We start from the raw sequence: 18,564 nt of genomic DNA on the forward strand, positions 1-18,564 counted from the left end.
CCGTTTTCAGCTTGCGGATGATCTGCTCCGCGGTGTGCCTGGTGCGTTTCATGGTGAAGTCCCCGGCCCAGTCTGGCCGGCTGAGGACTCTCATTCACCCTGGACCGATTGCCGGGGTCCACGTCAGTATCGGTGGCGATGCTCACTGAGGGCTGGGACACCAACACGGTGACCCATGTGCTCGGGGTGAGGGCGTTCAGCACGCAGCTGCTGTGTGAGCAAGTGGTAGGCCGTGCCCTGCGGCGCCAGAACTACCAACTCAATCCCGACACCGGTCGCTTCGATGTGGAATATGCCGACATCCTGGGCATCCCATTCGATTTCACAGCCCAGGCGGTGCGAGCTCCGGTGAAGCCACCACCGAAAACGATCCAGGTGAAGGCCATCACCCCAGACCGCGATCGCCAGGAGATCACCTTCCCCAACGTGATCGGCTATCGCGTGGAACTTCCTGATGAGGACGTGAAGGCGACCTTCACGGAAGACCACATCCTGGAGCTCAAGCCTGAACTGGTGGGGCCAACAATTACCAGCAACCAGGGGATCATCGGAGAAGGCATCGAGCTGACGCCGGAGCGGATCAAGGACTTCCGCAAATCAACGGTGATCCTCCATCTGGCCAAACATTTGGTGCTTACCAAGCTGCCAGCCGATGGCGATGGAGTCCCCAAGACGCACCTGATTCTCAAGTTGAAGAAGGTGGTTCGTGAGTGGCTGGATCAGTGCCTCGTCTGCAAGGGAGGTACCAACCACGGCCAGCTGGTCTATCGCAAGATTGCAGACAGAGCTTGTGAGCGCATGCTCTCAGCGATTGTGGTGAGCGCCGATAAAAGCCGGAAACGATTAGCGATCCTCGACCCCTACAACCCCACTGGCAGCACCATGGACGTGAACTTCAATACCGCCAAGACATTGCGCTGGGAGACCGATTCACGCCGCTGTCAGGTGAACTGGGCCATCTGTGACAGCACCTGGGAGCAAGAGTTCTGCCGGGTGCTCGATGCCCATGCCAAGGTGCGCCGCTGGGTCAAGAACCAATCCATGGGCTTTGAGGTTCCCTATCAGATGGCCGGTGTTCCTCGGCGATACATCCCAGACTTCATCGTGGTGGTGGACGACGGCCGAGGAGAGGATGATCTCCTGCAACTCGTGTGTGAAGTGAAGGGCTATCGGGGCGAAGACGCCAAAGAGAAGAAGAACACCATGGAGACCTACTGGGTGCCTGGCATCAACAACACAGGCAAGTTTGGACGCTGGGCCTTTGCTGAATTCCGAGACCCGATGGTCATGGAGGATCAGCTGTCGAGCGCCGCAGAGGAGGAAGTGAACCAGGTCCTGGATTCTGTACTCACCGTGGAGGTGGCCTGAGATGCCGAAGAAGCCCGCTAGCGAAAAGCAGATCGAGAGCTTCGTGCACGACGATGCCTCGCGCCGGAACATCCCACCGGCTGAGTACCAGACGATGGTGCGCAATCAAGAAAAAACTCCGCTACAGGTGGCCTATGAGCGACGGAATCCTGATCTGGACCCGCAGCTGATCTGGCGCGGTAAGGATTTGCTGGATGACTCACCGCTGGTGGTGAATGCACCACCCCTTTATATCCAGGAGAAGATTCACCCGAAGGTGCTCATTGATAACCTGAAGCGGCGAAGCAAGCAAGGTGGCTCTGGCGATGCTGAACAGATTGATCTGTTCTCGGCGTTCAATGGTCTACCGTCAGAGGAGGCCAAGACTGAGTTCTATCAGCATGATCAGAACTGGTCGAACCGAATGATTCTTGGAGACTCCCTACAGGTGATGGCGAGCCTGGCCGAGAGGGAGGGGCTACGCGGGAAGGTACAGTGCATTTACTTTGATCCACCGTATGGGATCAAGTTCAATAGCAACTTTCAGTGGTCGACAACGAGTCGAGATGTTAAGGATGGCAGGAGCGATAACATCACACGAGAACCCGAACAGGTAAAAGCTTTTCGAGATACTTGGCGAGACGGGATTCACAGCTACCTCTCATACTTTCGTGATCGTCTAGTAATTGCTCGCGATCTCCTCACTGATTCAGGCTCCATCTTTGTGCAGATTGGCGATGATAATGTTCACCGCATCCGTGCAGTCATGGATGAAGTTTTCGGAGATGGAAACGCAATTACGGAGATCGTCGTAAAGAAGAAAGGAAGCCAAAAATCTTCGCTTATGGACCCCGTTAACGACTTTATTCTTTGGTATTCTAAATCTAAGCGCGCTGACAAGAAAACCAAGTTCAGGACTCTTTACGAGGAGCGTATGCTCGACAGTGAAACCGTGGATGAGTTCTCACGGATCGAGCTCCCGAATGGCGACATAATCAATTTGAAAAACTTTACCGATGCGAACGGCGAAAAGCTTGACTTCCGCGCTTATCCAAGACGAATTGAACAGCAATTTCCAGGGGGACGGCTCTTTAGAGCATGGCCTATTACCAATGGTGGAGAAAGGTCGTCTCAAATGGATGGTGTCAACTTTAAGGGTGTGGTGACTCATCCTCCGAAGGGCCGATGCTGGAGTCATACGTCCAAACAGCCGGCATCCGGCTTGAGCGGAATGATGCGCAATCTGGCAGCTGGCAGATTGGTCCGTTCCCGAACAAGCCTTGACTTCAAGCGGTATCTGCAGGACTTCCCATACAAGGGCATTTCAAACTGGTGGGATGGACTTGGAGGAGCACCTGATCAGGTTTATGTCGTGCAGACGAATGAGCGAATTATCGAGCGATGCATTCTTATGGTCACTGACCCAGGAGACCTCGTTCTCGACCCGACCTGTGGTTCTGGAACTACAGCGACTGTAGCCGAGCAATGGGGCCGCCGCTGGATCACAATTGATACATCGCGTGTGGCCTTGGCGCTCGCCCGTACACGAATGATGGGTGCGCGTTATCCATTTTATCTGCTATCTGATTCTTGTGAAGGCAAGGACAAAGAAGCTGAGGTAACGCGCACCGTGCCGATAGCTCAGCCAGTCCAAGGCAAAATCAGACATGGCTTCGTCTACCGCCGCTGTGCATACATTACGTCTGGCTCAATCGCCAACAACGCAGAAATTGATGTAATCTGGAGCAAGTGGCTAGTGGATCTAGAACAAATACGCGAGAAGCTAAACGCCTCACTCCTTGAGGATTGGCAGGAGTGGGAGATACCGAGAGAGAGTCTGGACCATTGGTCCGATGCGACGAAAGCACTTCACGCTGACTGGTGGAGGGCACGTATCAGCAGGCAGCGCGAGATCGACGAGTCCATAGCTGCTAAGGCAGAGTCTGAATACCTCTATGACAAGCCTTACGAGGACAAAAAGAAGGTTCGCGTCGCTGGTCCTTTCACTGTCGAGAGCCTGAGTCCTCATCGCACCATGATCGTCAATGACGACGACTCATTGATTGATCCTCACAAGCAAGGAGCGACTGCAGAAGGAGCTACTGACTTTGCTCAGATGGTCCTCGGTACGCTCCGTGTGGCGGGGGTACAGCAAGCACATAAGGAAGACCGCATCAGTTTTGAATCACTGAATGGTTGGCCTGGCAGCTACATCGCTGGCAAGGGTTCCTACCGTGATGCTGATGGCGTCCTCATTACAGCCGGCATCTTCATCGGTCCCGAATTTGGCACGGTCTCCCGTGTCGACCTTGTGGAAGCCGCTCGCGAGTGCGCCGATGCTGGCCTTGATGTTCTGATCAGCTGCGCTTTCAACTACGAAGCCCAGTCCACTGAGTTCGACAAGCTTGGTCCTCTTCCGGTGCTCAAGGCCCGCATGAACGCAGATCTGCACATGCAGCCTGATCTCAAGAACACTGGAAAGGGCAATTTGTTCGTGATCTTCGGCGAGCCGGATATCGACATTCTGGATGTCTCAGACACCCAGATCCTGGTGAAGATCAATGGCGTCGACGTCTTTGATCCATCAACAGGAGAGGTGCGCAGCGACGAACCTGCCACCATCGCCTGCTGGTTCATTGACAGCGACTACAACGGCGAGAGCTTCTTTGTGAGGCAGGCCTACTTCCTTGGCCAGAACGATCCCTACAAGAGCCTCAAAACATCCCTCAAGGCTGAAATTGATGCAGATGCCTGGGAGTCCCTGAACAGCGACACCTCTATTCCCTTTGCCAAGCCATCAACTGGTCGTATCGCGGTTAAGGTGATCAATCACCTAGGCGATGAGGTCATGAAGGTCTATCGGGTGGCCTGATGCAGTTTCTGCTGGCCGACACCTTTCAGGGCAGCCTTGATCGCCTGAATGGAGAGGAGCAACGGGCTGCGAAAGTCGCGGCATTCGAGTTGCAGATGAACCCAGCGACACCGGGGCTGCAGTGCCACCGGCTGGAGAACATCAAGGACAAGAATTTCTGGTCAGCTCGAGCCAGCCGTGACATCCGCCTGATCTTCCACCGCGTCGAGAGCAGTGTGATGCTCTGCTACGTCGACCACCACGACGCCGCCTACGACTGGGCCACACGTCGCAAGATCGAAACCCACCCCGTCACCGGCGCTGCCCAGATCGTCGAGATCCGCGAAACCGTTCGCGAGATCCAGATCCCCCTCTACGTCCCCAGCGAACCAGCCCCTGCTCCAGAGACCAAGCGGCCTCTCTCCAATCTCTCAGAGGACGAGCTACTCAGCTACGGCGTACCAGCCGAGTGGATCCCCGACGTGCGCACAGCAGACGACGACATGCTGCTGGTGATCGCCTCCCACCTTCCCGGTGAGGCAGCAGAGGCGATCATCGACCTGGCCACTGGCACCACGCCTCCCAAGCCAGAGGTGGTGCATCCCGAAAAGGGCAACCCCTACGAGCACCCCGACGCCCAACGCCGCTTCCGAGTTGTCACCGGCGCAGAAGAGCTAGCCCGCGCGCTCGAATACCCCTGGGAGAAGTGGATCGTCTTCCTCCATCCCTCCCAGCGCGACTGGGTGCTGCGTTCCTTCAATGGCCCCACCCGGGTGCAGGGCTCCGCTGGCACCGGCAAAACCGTGGTGGCGCTGCACCGTGCCGTCCATCTGGCCCGCGCCAACCCCGAGGCTCGGGTGCTGCTCACAACCTTTTCGGCCCCTCTGGCAGCCCTGCTCCAGGAGAAGCTGCATCGCCTCGTTGACGGCGAACCAGCCCTGGTGGAACGGCTGGATGTGCTGGCCATGCAGGAGCTGGGTGAGCGCATGCACGCCGCCCACCTGGGCAAACCCAACCGCATCCCTGCAGAGGATCTCGACGCTCTGATCCGCCGCCACGCACCGGCCGAGATCAGCCGGATCTACGGCGATGCATTCAGCGTGGAGGAGTTCCGCGACATCGTCGACGCCTTTCACCTGCAGGAGTGGGAGAGCTACCGCGACGTGCGCCGCCTCGGGCGCAAGAGCCGCCTCAACGAGGCCAAGCGCCGCCTGCTCTGGGAGGGCTTTTTGCAAGTGATGCAGGAGCTGGATGCCCAGAACCTGATCACGGAACACCAACTGTTCCACCGCACTGCCGAGCAGCTGCGGCGCACCGGCGCCCGCCCCTATCAACACATCGTGGTGGATGAATGCCAGGACATCACTGCCGCCCAGCTGCGTCTGCTCGCGGCCATCGCCGGCACCGGGCCAGATGCGTTGTTCTTCGCAGGTGATTTGGGGCAGCGGATCTTCCAGCAGCCGTTCTCCTGGAGCCAATACGGCATCGACATCCGCGGCCGCTCCCGCACCCTGCGCATCAACTACCGCACCTCCCAGCAGATCCGCCAGCAGGCCGATCAGTTGCTCGATCCCGAATCCCGCGATGTAGACGGCAACATGCAGGACCGTCGCGGGGCTGTGTCGGTGATCAGCGGGCCTGATCCAGACATCCGCGAATGCGATGACCACGACAGCGAGATCGAAGCGGTGGCCAGCTGGATCCAGGAGCGTCTGGCGGAAGGCCTCACCGCAAGGGAGTTCGGTGTGTTCGTGCGCAGCCCCCAGGAGCTCGCGCGCGCCCAGGCCGCTTTGGAGCTGGCCGACCTGCCTTACGAGCAGCTGCAGCCCACAGCCATGCGCCTGGGCAGCAAAGCCACCCTCTCCACCATGCACCTGGCCAAGGGCTTGGAGTTCCGTGCCGTGGTGGTGATGGCCTGCGACGAAGACATCATCCCCAACGCCGAACGCATCAAAGCCCTCACCGACGACAGCGACCTGGAAGAGGTGGTGGCCACCGAACGTCATCTGCTTTACGTGGCCTGCACCCGCTCCCGTGACCACTTATTGATCACCAGCGGTGACACCTGCTCGGAATTCGTGGAGGACTTGCTCGGGTGAACCAACCAACGCCAGAGGCTCTGCGGGTCGCCGAATCCGCCCGCAGCATCGCCTTGCAGATGCTTGAGGAACGAGGCCGAGGTGCCGTGCTGGTGGGTGTTGCCCGCGTGGATGCTGCGTTGGAAGTCCTGCTCAAAGCGGTCCTCGCTCCGCCCTCAGGCAGCGAGACCCTCTTTTTTACCGATCGCCCACTGGGATCCTTCGGGGCCCGCATCGCTCTGGCCCAACGGCTGGGCCTGATCAACCACCAGGTGGAGCGGGCGCTGCATACGCTTCGCAAAGTGCGCAATGCCTTCGCGCACACAACCACCGTGGCCTCCCTCGCCGAGGCCAGTTATCAACAGCCCCTTGGCGACTGCTACCGGCATGCCCGCGAAAATCCCCTCTGGGGACCACTGGAGCGCATCCTCAATGAGCAGCTTCAGCCCAACGGCAGCGCTGGAGAGAGCAAGGCTCCAGCTCGCTTCCTGCGCGACTACATCCTGCTGATCACCATCCTGGTGGCCTTTCTGGAGGCCGCCGCCCAGCAACTCCGGCCGATGCAGCCACCGGTGGTGATGGGTTTCGCGGGCATCACCAAAAGCAACAGCATTGAAGCTGGATAACTCCCCAACCCTATTGATCTTCAGTCAACGGGTACCTCATGGCTCTCTCACGCAAGAAGCCCGTTGGGTACCCCGAGATCAGCTTCCTTTCATTTGACGTTCTGGCCTTGCTGGCCAGGATCCAGCATGAGATGGAGCTGGATTCAGTCGGTCCTGTCACCTTCAGCCTCCAAGCAATGGAGACCCTGGCTTGCATCCGCTGGGAAGAGGGGAAACCAGGTGGCGATATCTTCTTCCACTCGCTGTTCAACCGCCCTGACGTGCCTGAGCCAGTCATCGAGCACGTTTTACGCCACGAGCTTCTACACCTGAAGATCCGACCCAGGGAGATCGATGGCAAGCTGATCAATCACCCGCCCGAGTTCTGGGAGGCAGAACAGGCTCTGGTTCCCTGGAAATCGGCATCGTGGGGATGGATGGTTCTCGCCTTCTGGGAAGTCATCAAGACGGACATTCCGAATGAATGCACTTTGGTCAAGAAGTCTTGGAGGAGGCTCCAGAAATATCCCTACCCAAGCTGGCAGATGATCCTTGACGACCACGAAAGATACTCTAATAAGCAGGGTCAGATGAAGGGCTTGATGGAAAGTCTCTAAGGAGCCTGAGGCAGGGTTTGCTTGTCATGCCTGCCTGCCACCTGCCTACTCGATCGGGGCCAGCACCTTGGCTCCTTTGCGGGCATTGTCGTTGGCGCTGATCACCTGGAGATTGTCTGGGTGATGCTGGCCACCCTTTGCGAGAGGAATGATGTGATCCACATGGTACTGAATGAATCCTGTCGCTTGATTGAGCCTGTCCCGATGGTCGTAAATCTGCTGGATCCGCTCCTTTTCTTCATGGCTCAGCTCCGGCGTTTGCTCGCGCAGACGTTGTTTTCTTCTATGCAGATAAATCGCGGTTCTGTGTCTATCCCCTTCGTAGACAGCCTCTGGTGGCGGACAGCTCACCCCAGCCAGGTTCAGGGCTGCTCGCTCCAGTGTCCAGAGTTCTGAGCGGAGCTGCTTGGAGCACCACTGGTGATACCGGGTATCTCCATGGAGATCGATCACATCGCGAAATCGGCTGACGACATAAATGAAGTCATCCCCAAGCCGTTCGCCTGTCCACTGTGTCCAGCAGCGGGCGAGGTAGCGGTCTTTGCCACTGACCCAGATGAACAGGGTCGGAAGGTCAAGGAAATCTTCTCCTCTCGCAGGTCCGCGTCGGGCATACGTGCGATCACCCTGCTTCGTGATTAGCCCGCGGTCATTCGACTGGATGACGCGGAACTTCAGCTCCATGGCGCCGGGGCACTCGCCTGCTGTGCCAAGCAGCCTATGGCCGACAAACCCGACGAGCACAGGCCTGGGGGGGCGCGTTCCGGCTGAAGACCTAATAAGTCGTCGCGCAGGAGTCCTCAGCGTGCGCGACCGCGCAAGGGCTGCGCAAGCCGGCCCGCCACCAGAAATGGGACGCCATGGGCACTGGATTCAGTAAGTGCTGCGGCCGGCCCTTGACGCTGGCCGCGCTGGCGCTTGCGGTCCTGCGCTTGCCTACACGTGGCTGTTGCTTCCCGATCACGCTCTGCCCGGTCTCCCAGGGCTGCTGCTGCCTCCAAGGTCTCGCCAGAAGAAAAGCTGGTCGCCTCCCTGATCGCCCTGCTGGAAGCGGGCACCACTCCCTGGCGGCGGGAGTGGGATGCCGCCGCCGGCGGGCATCACGTGAATCTGCTTTCAGGGCGCCGCTACCGCGGGAGCAATCCGGTGCTGCTCACCCTGGGGATGCACCTGCGGGGATCAGCCCTGCCCTACTGGTGCGGCTTTGCCGAGGCCAAGGCCTTGGGGATCTTTCCCCGCAAGGGCAGCAAGGCGGTGCATGTGCTGCGGCCCCAGGTGCATCAGTTGGGAGAAGGCCGGCTGTCAGAGCCAGGCTCTGCTCATGGGGCTGCTTCCGGTGGCGGTGATGAATTCAGGTCGTCGGCAGATGCTGGGAGGAGTTGGGTGAGCTACCGGCCGGTGGCGCTCTTCAATGCCGGGGATCTGGAGGGTGAGGCACTGGAGGGGCTGATCCAGAAGCGGCGGGCGGCAGAAGGGGTTGCCGTGAGGCCCGAGCCGGAGCGGCTGGCGGCAGCAGAAGCAGTGCTGAGCCGCTGGCCCGTGGAGGTGCGGTTTGGCGGCGATCGAGCCTGTTATCTGCCGGGGCCCGATCGCATCCAGTTGCCGGAGCGTGCCGCTTTCCATTCAGCAGGGGCCCTGTATTCCACCTGGGCCCATGAGGCGATTCATTCCTCAGGCCACAGCTCCCGCCTGGCCCGGGATCTCTCCGGCGGCATGGGGGCCGATGGCAATGGCGGCCGGGCCTATGCCCGCGAAGAGCTGGTGGCCGAGCTGGGGGCGGTGCTGCTGGGCGATCGCCTCGAGATCGGCAGCGCCATGGCCAATCACGCTGATTATCTAGGCCACTGGGTGGAGCTGCTCAAGGAATCGCCGCGGGTGCTGCTGCAGGTGCTCGGCGATGCCCGCCGGGCTGCTGATCTCATCTGCCCGGAGGCACCGGAATCGGCTGCGGCTTGCCTCTGTTGAGGCTGGTAGCAAAGGCCCAGCCACTGGCATTCACCTGCTGGCCTCGATGGGCTTTAACTCAGGCCGCCGATGGTCAGAACCACCAACTGGCGCAGCAGCTGCAGTTCGGCTGGTGTGATTGTTGACTTGGTGGCTGCGGTGATGCGCGTCTTCGCCACGCAGGTCAGGTTCTGCGGGAGCAGGTAACTCACCTTCTTGCAGCCGTTGCTGGGACTGGGCTGCAGCACCACCGTCAGATCGGGGATCGCCAGGGCAGGGTCGCCTGTCATCGGCACCACCAGCACAGTGGGGTAAGCGGGGTCAAACAGCTCGGTGTCCTGCACCACCACTGCCGGGCGGAGCTTGTTCGGCTCAGGGGGCTGGGGATCCTGGGCTGGATCGTCTGGATCCTTGCGCCAGTCAACGGTAACGATCTGCCCGGCCTTGAGTTCCACGCTGGTCTTCAGCGGGAGATGGGCTCAGGAGTGGCCCAGTCGTCAATGAAGGCTTTGGCTTCAGGGTCAGCGGCAATGTGCTCGGCCACCGTTTTGCTCTGGGCCCGGATGCGGGCCCGCAGGGCCTCCATGGCGCTCACAGAGCTGCTCACAGCCATGACCCGTCTGCCACCGCGCTGCCGGCGGCGAATGGAGAAGGGAGTCCCAGGCTCTTGAGTGGCTTGGTCGGCTGGGGTCATGACGGCAGCGGCTCTCGCCAACCGCAAGGGCTGAGGCCCCAACGTTAATCGCCGTTTCACCATCGCGCTGCTTGGATGCCAGTCCCTCTAACTGCTCCACGCCGGGGCTGGCGCCGCATTCAGCAACATCCAGGCAGCTCAAGAACGCTGGGATCGGCATCCAGGGCCCGATTGAGGGCCTCTTCGATGATTTCGAACTTACGTTCGACTTCTGATTGCATTAATTCATCGTCAAGGTAGTGATCAAGGGTGTAGTTCTCAATGAAGCGCTCAATCGCCTCGATGGACTGAAGGGCCTCAAGCAGGCGTTTCAACACCTAAATTCGCATGTTCAGAGTGCCAGCTTGAGAAAAACCCTCAAGGCTTCCTTCTGTCTGATACTCGGTAGAAACTGCATTTAAAATGCAAGTTCCAGAGTCTTCACGCTGCAAACGCCACCCTCTTCAGCTTCCACTTCAAGCTAGAGGCTGATGGCTTCTCGGATGTATAGGAGAGCTTCTTCCAGGGTGTTGCCTTGGGAGTTACAGCCAGTCAGGTCGAGACGGCTCACGGCCCAGCCTTCCTCGGTTGCAAGCAGGCGGATGCGGTAGCTCATGCCGGCCTGACTCTCTGTCCTGCGTTCAGGCAAGGCATGGGGCTGGCCTCTGTGACGAAGCCCCCCAGCCTCCCTCAAACCGCCACCGCCAGCTCCGGATGGCATGAAGACCCAGGCCGCGAAGGCGGTGCTACGCATCGCCGAAGACATCATCGAGCTCACCGGCGTCCGGCAGTCCGATGCCCTCGCTGCCGCTCTCGCCGACATCGAAACCAGCTCCGGTCTGCGCCTGGCTCCGCTGCTGCAGGTCCTGCACGATTGCGACCCTGCTGCCTCAGACCATCGGCACCGCCAGCTGGGAGCCCAGCCACTCGAGGTACGGCTGAATGCGGAACAGCAGGCCGAGCGGCTGGGCTGCACGATCAGGGATACCAACCGCGGACTGGCGGCCTGCGGCCTGCAGGTGCGCAATGACCTGGATGACTGGCAGCTCACCGAAGTCGGACGCGACTGGGGCCAGCCCCTGCCCACCTGCGCACGGGGCCAACGCGGCCAGCAAATCCTCTGGGATCCCGCGGTGATGGCGCTGCTGCGGGAGGAGTTGCCATGACGTTGCCGTCACCACAGGCAGCTGGGGCCTCACCCCACCACGCCTGGCCCAGTTCACCGAAGCTTTCATTCCCATGAAGACGCACACCCTGGTGTCCCGTTCCTGGAACGGCACCCCGATCGCACGGCGCAGCACCGATGGCTACGTCAACGCCACGGCCATGTGCAAGGCCAATGGCAAGCGCTGGAAGGACTACCGCGAGTCAGACCGGTGCCAGCTGTATCTGGACGCCCTGGAGAGCGTGGCCGGAATTTCCGTCCACGCCCTTGTTGAGTCCCGCTCCGGCGGTGCCGGTGGCGGCGGCACCTGGGTCCATCCCCAGGTCGCGGTCGACCTGGCCCGCTGGATCAGCGCACCGTTTGCGGTGTGGATGGACGGCTGGTTTCTGGAGAGCCTCCAGCAGGCTCAGCCGGCGCCGGTGATGACGCCCCCACCCAGGCTCAGGGAAGCCGAGGTGATCGCCTTGGTGGAGCAGAGCGTCGCCCTGTTCGAGAAGCTCGGCGGCCTCGATCAGCGGGACGAGCTCCTGTTCAAGGACATCGTGCGCAGCAGCGTTCTCACCGCGAGTTCAGGGGGTGTGCCCGCCATCAATGCAGACGATGAGCTGACCCTGGGCGATGCCTGGCTGGAGGTGTTCCAGCAGGTGCTGCCGCGCACAAAGTTCTGCTCAGCAGGCAAGCTCGTAGCCCAGGCCTACCGCCAGGAGTTCGGCAAGGAGCCGCCATGCCGCCAGCAGTTCGTCGATGGCGCTCCCCGTCAGGTGAAGAGCTACCGCCGTTCCTGGCTCCTCGACACGCTGAAGGGATTCAAAGCACAGCTGGCGGGGAGCTGATGGACAGCACCGCAACACCGGCCCGTCAGCGGGTCTGGATGAGCACCCTAGAAGCGTGTGCATCCCTGGGCATGAGCCGTGAAACCCTCCGCAAGCTGAGGCTGCGGGGGGTTCTGGTTCCTGGCAAGCACTACCGCCGCTGGGGATGCACTCAAGGCCGAGGCCCGTTGCAGTGGCATCTGGAGAACGTGGAGTCAACCATCACCGGCTGGAGCCGGCGGAATCTGCCCCAATAGGGGAGGGCGCTGCTCACATGGGTGAGCAAATCCCAGATGAATTTCGATTCAGCGCTCTGCGTTGAGCGACCTCACGACTGAAGGACCTGGCTAGTTGGCGTTGCTCTTGGAGCCAGAGGGCTGTGCCCTGTTGCAGGACAACCACGTGGGCAGAACCCAACCGCTCGTATCGGCCTTTGCCGTGGCCATGGTCAGCCGGATCTGGAGCTGCTGCTCCCACTGCCGCCAGAGGCTGCTTCTCCGAATTCCTCGTGCAAACGCTCCGGAGCACTGGGCGAGAAGCCCTGCCACGAAAGGCCTGGCACCGGATATGCACAACACCACCATTGGCTGGCGCGAGGCTCAACGACTGGTCGAGTTGGCCACTGCCGCGGCCATGCTCACAAGCAGAGCGAAGCCAAGGGCTGGAACCATGGCCGGCCAGACCAGGAAAGGATTTTCATTGAACGGGAGGCGTGCAAACCGGTGATTTGCTCACCTGTTTGCTCACATGGCCCTTGGTCAATCGGTGAAAAGTCAGTCGGGGCGACAGGATTCGAACCTGCGACCTAGTGCTCCCAAAGCACCCGCGCTACCAAGCTGCGCCACGCCCCGTTGCTGGGAGCTTAGGGGGGCGGCGTGCGCCAGGCGACAGCGGTGGAGCCGATGCGGCAGGGCTCAACCACCGCCCAAAGAACGGAACGCATCCCAGAGGCTGCCCCCAGGGGCAGGGCGCGCCACGTCCCGATCAAGAAACCACAGGCCACCAGCCAGGACATTGAGAACCAGCACCAGCAACCACACACGCCAGCCCTCGAGCAGCTTCACACCAAAACCTGAGCCATTCCTCTCCATCATCCCGGACAAGCCAACGGTGCTTGACGGTGATAGCCAAAGCTGCTAGTACAGGTGTACCGATTGCAGGCGCCATGACCATCTCCTCTCCCTACGCCGTGTTCAGAGCTAATCCATGGCTGCGCACGGAGCCCGATCTGCCGCCCAAGCCCGCTGCCTCGCGGCGCCGGGTCGCAAAGGCCTTAGCGCCAATCAAGGCTCCCGCCGCCTGGGCAACGCTGATCCAGGGGAACCTGTTTGATCAGCTGCCCCCGCTCCGAGGGGCAGACAACCCTCCACTCCCTGGCTAGTGTTGAAACCGACACACGGAGGTTTCAACCATGGCGATGGACTCCGGCAATGGTTTCTCCACTCGGGCCGGCGACTCCACGGACATCGGCCGATCCGTCATGAAGTGGGGGCGAGATGGGGAACTTTCAGCGCTCGACCTGCAATCGATCCTCGAGCGCCTCAGGGCTGTCGACGACCAGGCCGCCAACCTGATGGACTGTCCCCTCGATCTGCCGGGTTGAGCAGCATCCGCCTTTCTGGAATCAGGCGCTGAGGGCGATGGCGTCGATCTCCACCCGGGCGCCCTTCGGCAACGCTGCCACCTCGACGCACGCCCTGGCCGGGGACACCCCCTCGCCGAACATCTCCGCATAAATCGCATTCACCCGTGCGAAATCGCCCAGATCGGCCAGAAACACCGTGGTGCGCAGCACCTGCTGGGGGCTGCTGCCGCCGGCTTCCAGCACGGCCTTGAGGTTGGTGAGCACCTGGCGGGTTTCAGCCTCCACGTCACCACCGCCCACCATGCCCCCAGTGGCTGGATCCAGGGCGATCTGGCCGGAGCAATACAGCACACCGCTGGCTTTCACGGCTTGGTTGTAAGGGCCCACGGGCGCCGGGGCTTCGGCGGTGATCACGGCTTCCAGCTGCATCGATGGGCTCATGCCAGGTCAGGATGAAGGGAGAGCTTATGGCCCTTGCTGGCCCTGCGCCGATCGCCAGCCCCCTCACCGAGCTGATCCCTGCTGAGTTGCCGCTGCGTGAGCACGTGCAACTCAAAGACATCTGGCACCGCTACGCCAACACCGCCCCCGACGAGTGGACCCTCCAGGGAATCGATCTGGCCCTGGGCCAGGGGGAGCTGGTGGGCCTGCTAGGCCCGTCGGGCTGTGGCAAGACCACCCTGCTGCGGCTGATCGCCGGCTTTGAGCGGCCCGAGCGCGGCTCGGTGTCGATCGATGGCCGCACCGTCGCCGGAGCTGGCCGCTGGCTGCCACCCGAGCGCCGCGGCGTTGGCATGGTGTTTCAGGACTACGCCCTGTTCCCCCACCTCGATGCCTGGCGCAATGCCTGCTTCGGGCTGCGGCGCGGCCAGGACAGCAGCCGGGCCAGCTGGTTGCTGGAGTTGCTCGGGCTCAAGGGGCTTGAAAGCCGCTATCCCCACGAACTCTCCGGCGGCCAACGCCAGCGCCTCGCCCTGGCCCGCGCCCTGGCTCCAGGGCCGTCGGTGGTGCTGCTCGATGAACCCTTCTCCAACCTCGATGTGGAGGTGCGGCTGCGCCTGCGCAGCGAACTACCCGCCGTGCTCTCCCGCTGTGGCGCCAGCGGTCTGATCGTCACCCACGACCCAGAAGAGGCGCTGGCGATCTGCGATCGGGTGGCGGTGCTGCGCGATGGGGTACTGCACCAGTGCGCCAGTCCACGGCAGCTGGTGCAGCAGCCCGCCACGGCCTTCGTGGGACGGTTCGTGCTCCAAGGCAACCTGCTGCCAGCCGAGCGCCAGGGCGATCGCCTCCACACAGTCCTCGGCTGCCTGATCGCCAGCCCAGGCGAAGCGAGCCTGGCGACGGGCGCGACACAGCAAGCCCAGGAGCCGCTGGAGGTGCTGATCAGCCCCGAGGCCATCCAGCTCCGCCCCGACCCCGACGGCCAGGCCTGGGTGCAGGGGCGTGAGTTTCTGGGCCGGGAATGGCTCTATCAAGTACAGCTCGATCACCTGAGGCTGCGGCTGCGGCTGCCCCTCGACGCCGAATACAACCGCGGGGTGCGCTGCCAGCTGTCCTTACGGCCCGGGGCCCCAGGGGTGCTCTTCCCGACCCGCGTGCCGCTGCAGGTGCTGGCCGCCCCCCAGCCCTGACCCGCCCCTAGGCCGCCCAGTGGTCCTTGCTGCTGCGCAGGGCAGCCAACTGCTCAGCGCTGCCGGCACGCAGAAACAGGTTGGTGGCGCGCTCCAGCCCCACCGTGCTGGGGATGGTGGGCTCCCCCTGAGCCCGGGCTGTCAACACCTCCGCAAGCCGCTGCTGGATCGCCGCAGCGCAGGGATCGCCGGGCGCCACGGTGGCGGCGGCCCAACGCAGGTTGGAGGTGGTGTACTCGTGGGCGCACCACACCCGGGTGGCCTCGGGCAGCTGGCCGAGGCGCTGCAGCGAGGCCTGCATCTGGGCCGGGCTGCCTTCGAACAACCGCCCGCAGCCTGCGGCAAACAGAGTGTCGCCACAGAACAGATGCCCCGAAATGGGCAAGTAGTAGGCGATATGGGCGCGGGTGTGCCCCGGCACGGCCAGCACCTCCACCGTCTCACCCAACAGGTCAAACCGGTCGCCATCCACCAACCCCTGGGTCTGGAGCGGGATGCGAGCCTGGTCGTCGCGGCTGGCCAGCACCGCCGCACCGGGCCAGCGGGCCAGCAGCCCCGGCGTGCCGCCAATGTGATCGCTGTGGTGGTGGGTGTGCAGGATCGCCACCAACTCCAGCCCCTGCTGCTCCAAGGCGGCCAACACAGGCTCAGCCACGGCGGGATCCACCACGGCGGCCTGGCCCTGGCGCTGCAACACAAACACGTAGTTGTCGTGCAGCACCGGGATCAGGCCGACGCGGAGTTGGGGCATCGTTAAAGTCCAGCCTGTGGCGTTCCCCCATGATCACCGCTGCAGCCCAGGCATGATCACCGTTGCCCTGGCCAAAGGCGCCCTGCTGAAGGATTCGGTGGCCCGCTTTGCCGCCGCCGGCTTGGATTTCTCGGCCCTGCTCGAGCCTGGCAACCGCCAACTGATGGTGCCCAGTGCCTGCGGGCAGGCCCGGGCGCTGCTGGTGCGCAATGCCGATGTGCCCGTGTATGTGGCCTACGGCCAGGCCCAGCTGGGCGTGGTGGGCTACGACGTGATCCGTGAGCACCAGCTGCCGGTTGCCCAGCTGCTGGATCTGGGCTTCGGCGGCTGCCGCATGAGTGTGGCGGTGAAGGCCAGCAGCGGCTATCGCCGCGCCGCCGATCTGCCCGCCCATTGCCGCGTCGCCAGCAAGTTCACCGGCTGCGCCCAGGCCTTCTTCGATGCCCTCGATCTGCCAGTGGAGCTGATCCACCTGGCCGGATCGGTGGAGCTCGGCCCGATCACTGGCATGAGTGAGGCGATCGTCGACCTGGTGGCCACCGGCCGCACCTTGGAGGAAAACGGCCTGGTGGCGATTGAAGATCTGTTCCACAGCACCGCCCGGCTGGTGGGTCACCCCCTGGCCCTCCGGCTCGACGACGGCCCACTCCAGGGGATCATCGATCGGCTCGGACTGGTGGCCGCAGCACCCCAGGGCCGCTGATGGCGCGCCTCGACCGCCAGCGCCTGCTGCGCCTGCTGCCCTACCTGAGCCGGGACCGCCGACGCCTGGGCCTCACCCTGCTGCTGCTGATTCCGGTGGCCTTCGCCGCCGCCGTGCAGCCCCTGCTGGTGGGCCAGGCGATCGCCGTGCTGCGGCGCGAGCCCACCCTCGGCTGGCTCGACGGCCTGCCGGTGCCCGAGGCCATGAGGCTGCTGGTGCTGCTGCTGCTGCTGGCGGTGCTGCTGCGCCTGGGCCTGCAGGGCATCCAGACCTTCAACGTTCAGGCCGTCGGCCAGCGGCTCACCGCCCGGATCCGCAACGACCTGTTCGCCCACGCCATGGCGCTGTCGTTGCGGTTCCACGACCGCACCCCTGTGGGCAAGTTGCTCACCCGGCTCACCAGCGACGTCGATGCCCTGGCCGAGGTGTTCGGCAGCGGCGCCGTGGGCGTGCTCGCCGACCTGGTGACCCTGCTGGTGATCGCCGTCACGATGATCTTGATCGAGTGGCGCCTGGGCCTGTTGCTGCTCATGAGCCAGGTGCCGGTGGTGCTGGGCATCCTCTGGCTGCAGGGGCGCTACCGCAAGGCCAACTACCGCGTGCGCGAGGAGCTCAGCCAGCTCAACGCCGATCTGCAGGAAAACCTCCAGGGCCTCGAGGTGGTGCAGATGTTCCGGCGGGAGGCCACCAACAGCGCCCGCTTTGCCCAGGTCACGGCCGCCTACCGCGAAGCAGTCGGCGGCACGATCCTCTTCGACAGCGCCATCTCGGCCTTCATCGAATGGGTGGCCCTCAGCGCCGTCGCGGTGGTGCTGGCCCTGGGCGGCTGGATGGTGCTGGGCAGCGCCATGGGCCTGGGCACGCTCACCACCTTCATCCTCTATTCCCAGCGCCTGTTCGACCCTCTGCGCCAGCTGGCCGAGCGCTTCACCCAGATCCAAGGCGGGCTCACCGCTGTGGAACGCATCGGCGAATTGCTCGAGCAGCCGATCGAGATTGCCGAGCTTCCCTCGGCTCAACGCACGGCGGCGGCGATTGCCAGCGGCAGCCAGCGTGCCAGTGCCGGCGAGGTGATCTTCGAGAACGTGTCGTTCTCCTACCGCGACGACGACCCGATCCTCACCGACCTTTCGTTCCGCATTGCCCCTGGGGAGCACGTGGCCCTGGTGGGCCCCACCGGCTCCGGCAAAACCACCGTGATCCGTCTGCTCTGCCGGCTTTATGAGCCCCAGCGCGGGCGCATTCTGCTCGATGGCATCGATATCCGGCAGCTGCCCATCCCCACCCTGCGCCAGCGCCTCGGTGTGGTGTTGCAAGACACCTTCCTGTTCAGCGGCAACGTGGCCGACAATCTGCGCCTTGATGCCCAGATCAGCAGCGACGAACTGCAACGGATCTGCGGCGAGCTGGGCCTCCAGCCCCTGCTGCGGCGCCTGCCCGACGGCCTGGCCACGGCGTTGCGCGAACGGGGCGGCAACCTCTCCTCGGGCGAGCGCCAGCTGCTCTCCGTGGCGAGGGTGGCGATCCGGGATCCATCCGTGCTGGTGATGGACGAGGCCACCGCCTTCATGGATCCCTCCACCGAGGCGACCCTGCAGCGCGATCTGGCGCGACTGCTCCAGCAGCGCACCGCCATTGTCATCGCCCACCGCCTGGCCACGGTGGAAACCTCCGACCGCATCCTGGTGCTGCGCAAGGGCCACCTGATCGAGCAGGGCACCCACGCCGAACTGCAGCGGGCGGGAGGTCTCTATGCCCAGCTGGCCGACCTGCAGGAGCGAGGGCTGGCGGCCCTCTAA

Annotated in this window: 19 protein-coding genes and 1 tRNA gene; 12 read left to right on the plus strand and 8 right to left on the minus strand. The window is 62.8% G+C overall.

The window, feature by feature from the left end:
• The first annotated feature begins 132 nt into the window (after positions 1 to 132).
• Genes KBY70_RS08615 through KBY70_RS08635 form a run of 5 tightly spaced genes read left to right on the plus strand, consistent with a single transcriptional unit; the run spans position 133 to position 7,498 of the window.
• Entirely contained in the window at positions 133 to 1,368 is a 1,236-nt protein-coding gene (locus KBY70_RS08615) for a hypothetical protein (RefSeq protein ID WP_409996041.1), read from the plus strand.
• 1 nt (position 1,369) lies between these two features.
• A complete protein-coding gene (locus tag KBY70_RS08620) occupies positions 1,370 to 4,219 on the plus strand; it encodes a site-specific DNA-methyltransferase (RefSeq protein ID WP_254988175.1) in 2,850 nt (949 codons plus the stop codon).
• The gene (locus tag KBY70_RS08625; RefSeq protein ID WP_254988177.1) at positions 4,219 to 6,297 is read left to right on the plus strand and encodes a 3'-5' exonuclease; all 2,079 of its coding nucleotides are present in this window, start codon (positions 4,219 to 4,221) and stop codon (positions 6,295 to 6,297) included. The genes KBY70_RS08620 and KBY70_RS08625 overlap by 1 nt, the downstream gene beginning before the upstream one ends.
• Positions 6,294 to 6,902, plus strand: a complete 609-nt coding sequence (locus KBY70_RS08630) for a hypothetical protein (protein WP_254988178.1) — start codon at positions 6,294 to 6,296, stop codon at positions 6,900 to 6,902. The genes KBY70_RS08625 and KBY70_RS08630 overlap by 4 nt, the downstream gene beginning before the upstream one ends.
• Positions 6,903 to 6,940: 38 nt before the next feature.
• On the plus strand, positions 6,941 to 7,498 hold the full coding sequence (locus KBY70_RS08635) for a hypothetical protein (protein ID WP_254988179.1): 558 nt from the start codon (positions 6,941 to 6,943) through the stop codon (positions 7,496 to 7,498).
• 45 nt (positions 7,499 to 7,543) lie between these two features.
• Here KBY70_RS08635 and KBY70_RS08640 read toward each other — a convergent pair whose 3' ends face one another.
• A complete protein-coding gene (locus tag KBY70_RS08640; RefSeq protein ID WP_254988180.1) occupies positions 7,544 to 8,182 on the minus strand; it encodes an HNH endonuclease signature motif containing protein in 639 nt (212 codons plus the stop codon).
• 258 nt (positions 8,183 to 8,440) lie between these two features.
• On the opposite strand from KBY70_RS08640, the gene KBY70_RS08645 reads away from it, so the two are divergent.
• Positions 8,441 to 9,463: an ArdC family protein gene (locus KBY70_RS08645; RefSeq protein WP_254988181.1), complete on the plus strand. Its 1,023-nt coding sequence runs from the start codon at positions 8,441 to 8,443 to the stop codon at positions 9,461 to 9,463.
• 53 nt (positions 9,464 to 9,516) lie between these two features.
• Here the strand turns inward: KBY70_RS08645 and KBY70_RS08650 are convergent, their stop codons facing one another.
• From KBY70_RS08650 to KBY70_RS08665, 4 genes are all read right to left on the minus strand, one after another.
• Positions 9,517 to 9,897: a type II toxin-antitoxin system PemK/MazF family toxin gene (locus KBY70_RS08650; protein WP_198953915.1), complete on the minus strand. Its 381-nt coding sequence runs from the start codon at positions 9,895 to 9,897 to the stop codon at positions 9,517 to 9,519.
• An 8-nt stretch (positions 9,898 to 9,905) separates the two neighbouring features.
• Positions 9,906 to 10,049 (minus strand): hypothetical protein, encoded by a 144-nt coding sequence (locus tag KBY70_RS08655; protein ID WP_254988184.1) that lies wholly within the window; start codon positions 10,047 to 10,049, stop codon positions 9,906 to 9,908.
• A 206-nt stretch (positions 10,050 to 10,255) separates the two neighbouring features.
• Entirely contained in the window at positions 10,256 to 10,450 is a 195-nt protein-coding gene (locus KBY70_RS08660) for a HepT-like ribonuclease domain-containing protein (protein WP_094561740.1), read from the minus strand.
• Between the two features lie 146 nt (positions 10,451 to 10,596).
• The gene (locus KBY70_RS08665) at positions 10,597 to 10,731 is read right to left on the minus strand and encodes a type II toxin-antitoxin system HicB family antitoxin (RefSeq protein WP_254988188.1); all 135 of its coding nucleotides are present in this window, start codon (positions 10,729 to 10,731) and stop codon (positions 10,597 to 10,599) included.
• Positions 10,732 to 10,834: 103 nt separating this feature from the next.
• Between KBY70_RS08665 and KBY70_RS08670 the strand changes: the two genes are divergently transcribed.
• Together KBY70_RS08670 and KBY70_RS08675 are read left to right on the plus strand one after the other, a co-directional pair.
• Positions 10,835 to 11,281, plus strand: coding sequence for a hypothetical protein (locus KBY70_RS08670; RefSeq protein WP_254988190.1), 447 nt, complete (start codon positions 10,835 to 10,837; stop codon positions 11,279 to 11,281).
• 73 nt (positions 11,282 to 11,354) lie between these two features.
• Positions 11,355 to 12,113 (plus strand): KilA-N domain-containing protein, encoded by a 759-nt coding sequence (locus tag KBY70_RS08675; RefSeq protein ID WP_094559848.1) that lies wholly within the window; start codon positions 11,355 to 11,357, stop codon positions 12,111 to 12,113.
• Positions 12,114 to 12,869: 756 nt separating this feature from the next.
• Here the strand turns inward: KBY70_RS08675 and KBY70_RS08680 are convergent.
• Positions 12,870 to 12,943 (minus strand) — tRNA-Pro (locus KBY70_RS08680).
• 560 nt (positions 12,944 to 13,503) lie between these two features.
• Between KBY70_RS08680 and KBY70_RS08685 the strand changes: the two genes are divergently transcribed.
• Positions 13,504 to 13,695, plus strand: coding sequence for a hypothetical protein (locus KBY70_RS08685; RefSeq protein ID WP_254988191.1), 192 nt, complete (start codon positions 13,504 to 13,506; stop codon positions 13,693 to 13,695).
• A gap of 21 nt (positions 13,696 to 13,716) precedes the next feature.
• Here KBY70_RS08685 and KBY70_RS08690 read toward each other — a convergent pair whose 3' ends face one another.
• Complete coding sequence (locus tag KBY70_RS08690) at positions 13,717 to 14,118, minus strand: Rid family detoxifying hydrolase (protein ID WP_315859713.1); 402 nt, start codon at positions 14,116 to 14,118, stop codon at positions 13,717 to 13,719.
• 11 nt (positions 14,119 to 14,129) lie between these two features.
• Between KBY70_RS08690 and KBY70_RS08695 the strand changes: the two genes are divergently transcribed.
• Complete coding sequence (locus KBY70_RS08695) at positions 14,130 to 15,311, plus strand: ABC transporter ATP-binding protein (protein ID WP_254988193.1); 1,182 nt, start codon at positions 14,130 to 14,132, stop codon at positions 15,309 to 15,311.
• Between the two features lie 7 nt (positions 15,312 to 15,318).
• Here KBY70_RS08695 and gloB read toward each other — a convergent pair whose 3' ends face one another.
• Entirely contained in the window at positions 15,319 to 16,062 is a 744-nt protein-coding gene (gene gloB / locus KBY70_RS08700) for a hydroxyacylglutathione hydrolase (protein WP_254988194.1), read from the minus strand.
• Between the two features lie 52 nt (positions 16,063 to 16,114).
• Between gloB and hisG the strand changes: the two genes are divergently transcribed.
• Together hisG and KBY70_RS08710 are read left to right on the plus strand one after the other, a co-directional pair.
• A complete protein-coding gene (hisG, locus tag KBY70_RS08705) occupies positions 16,115 to 16,765 on the plus strand; it encodes an ATP phosphoribosyltransferase (protein WP_094559854.1) in 651 nt (216 codons plus the stop codon).
• Positions 16,765 to 18,564 (plus strand): ABC transporter ATP-binding protein, encoded by a 1,800-nt coding sequence (locus KBY70_RS08710; protein ID WP_254988196.1) that lies wholly within the window; start codon positions 16,765 to 16,767, stop codon positions 18,562 to 18,564. Before hisG ends, KBY70_RS08710 begins: the two co-directional genes overlap by 1 nt.

The organism is Cyanobium sp. ATX 6E8 (assembly GCF_024346335.1).
Taxonomy (GTDB): Bacteria; Cyanobacteriota; Cyanobacteriia; order PCC-6307; family Cyanobiaceae; genus Cyanobium_A.

Coding starts and splice junctions, on each gene's coding strand:
- KBY70_RS08635 (WP_254988179.1), top strand. CDS start 6,941: ATGGCTCTCTCACGCAAGAAGCCCGTTGGGTACCCCGAGATCAGCTTC.
- KBY70_RS08640 (WP_254988180.1), bottom strand. CDS start 8,182: ATGGAGCTGAAGTTCCGCGTCATCCAGTCGAATGACCGCGGGCTAATC.
- KBY70_RS08685 (WP_254988191.1), top strand. CDS start 13,504: ATGGCGATGGACTCCGGCAATGGTTTCTCCACTCGGGCCGGCGACTCC.
- hisG (WP_094559854.1), top strand. CDS start 16,115: ATGATCACCGTTGCCCTGGCCAAAGGCGCCCTGCTGAAGGATTCGGTG.
- KBY70_RS08670 (WP_254988190.1), top strand. CDS start 10,835: ATGAAGACCCAGGCCGCGAAGGCGGTGCTACGCATCGCCGAAGACATC.
- gloB (WP_254988194.1), bottom strand. CDS start 16,062: ATGCCCCAACTCCGCGTCGGCCTGATCCCGGTGCTGCACGACAACTAC.
- KBY70_RS08675 (WP_094559848.1), top strand. CDS start 11,355: ATGAAGACGCACACCCTGGTGTCCCGTTCCTGGAACGGCACCCCGATC.
- KBY70_RS08695 (WP_254988193.1), top strand. CDS start 14,130: ATGAAGGGAGAGCTTATGGCCCTTGCTGGCCCTGCGCCGATCGCCAGC.
- KBY70_RS08625 (WP_254988177.1), top strand. CDS start 4,219: ATGCAGTTTCTGCTGGCCGACACCTTTCAGGGCAGCCTTGATCGCCTG.
- KBY70_RS08665 (WP_254988188.1), bottom strand. CDS start 10,731: ATGAGCTACCGCATCCGCCTGCTTGCAACCGAGGAAGGCTGGGCCGTG.
- KBY70_RS08620 (WP_254988175.1), top strand. CDS start 1,370: ATGCCGAAGAAGCCCGCTAGCGAAAAGCAGATCGAGAGCTTCGTGCAC.
- KBY70_RS08710 (WP_254988196.1), top strand. CDS start 16,765: ATGGCGCGCCTCGACCGCCAGCGCCTGCTGCGCCTGCTGCCCTACCTG.
- KBY70_RS08690 (WP_315859713.1), bottom strand. CDS start 14,118: ATGAGCCCATCGATGCAGCTGGAAGCCGTGATCACCGCCGAAGCCCCG.